The sequence below is a fragment of the Nocardia cyriacigeorgica genome, from assembly GCF_010858045.1.
GTDB lineage: Bacteria > Actinomycetota > Actinomycetes > Mycobacteriales > Mycobacteriaceae > Nocardia > Nocardia cyriacigeorgica_E.
Window position 1 is genome coordinate 1 of the sequence record NZ_JAAGVC010000063.1, and the last position, 1203, is coordinate 1203.

A 1203-nucleotide genomic window follows, 5' to 3' on the forward strand; every position below is an offset into this window, starting at 1 on the left:
GTTGTCCACAGGGGCTGGGGGTGCGGTCGAGGCCGGGGCCGATCTGGCCGGCGCCGTTGGGGCGGGACTGGACGGAGCTGTGGATGCTGGTGTGGGGCTCGGCGCCGGAGTGGGCTCGCAGCTCGAGGGCGCGGTGTCCGGTGGCGCCGAAGGTGGGGCGCAGGCCGGCGCCGATCTGGGGGCGACGATGGCCGCTGGGCTGGGGACAGTGGTCGGTGCCGGGGCCGAGATCGGTGGCGGTGTGAGCACCGGACTCGAGGGCGTCATCGAGGGTGGGGGCGAAGCGGGCACCGGGCTCGAACTGGGTCTCGGCGGATTGTTCGGTGGGGAAACCGACCTGTCCGCGGGTGTGGATGGTGCTGTGGAAGCTGTGGGTGAATTCGACAGCGACTTCGGCTCGGGCGCGGGCCTGGAGTCCGGGTTGTCCACAGGTGTTGATACCGCCGCAGGCCTCGGTGCGGGTGTGAGCGCTGCGGCCGACGCGGTGACCGGTGTCGGCGGACAGCTGGGGACAGGCCTCGAAACGGGGTTGTCCACAGGCGTCGGCGCAGCCGGTGACCTCGCTGCCGGTGTGAGCGGCGCGGTTGACAGCGTCGCGGGCGCCGGTGCCGAGCTCGGCGGTGGGCTGTCCGCGGGCGCGGATGCCGCGGGCGAATTCGGTGGACAGCTGGGGACAGGTCTGGAGACCGGTGTCTCCGGCGGCATCGATTCGGCGATCGGAGCCACCGGTGAGCTGGGTGCCGGTCTGGAGACCGGCCTCGGTGGCGCCGCCGGGACGGTCGGTACGGATGCCGTGGCAGGCCTCGGCGGCTCCGTCGACGCCGCCGCTGACACCACGGCCGACCTCGGGATGTCGGCGAGCTCCGGCATCGACTCCACCGCGAGCACCTGGTCCACCGTCGACGTCTCCAGCGCCTTCGGTTCCGGCCTGGACGGTGGCCTCAGCGGTTCGGGTGAGTCCGGCCTGTTCGCCGACACCGGCGCCGCGGCCACCTCGCCCACTGCGGACGACGACGCTCTGCTCTGACCACGACGGTCGCACCGAGAAGGAGAACAACCGAGATGGTTGTACCGGCCACCACAACACCGCCTGCGGCGTCGCTGCTCGCGGTGCTCGGTGAGACCATTGCCGCTGCCCGCGCCGCGGATCGCGGTGACCTGGTCGCCCGCCTGGAAACAGCGGCCGACCGGGTCCGCGATACG

1 pseudogene is annotated in these 1203 nt (G+C 72.5%); it reads left to right on the plus strand.

Annotated features, from left to right (window positions below):
- Positions 1-1027 (plus strand): annotated as a pseudogene (locus GV790_RS27620) (hypothetical protein); the annotation flags it as partial.
- Positions 1028-1203: the final 176 nt, after the last annotated feature.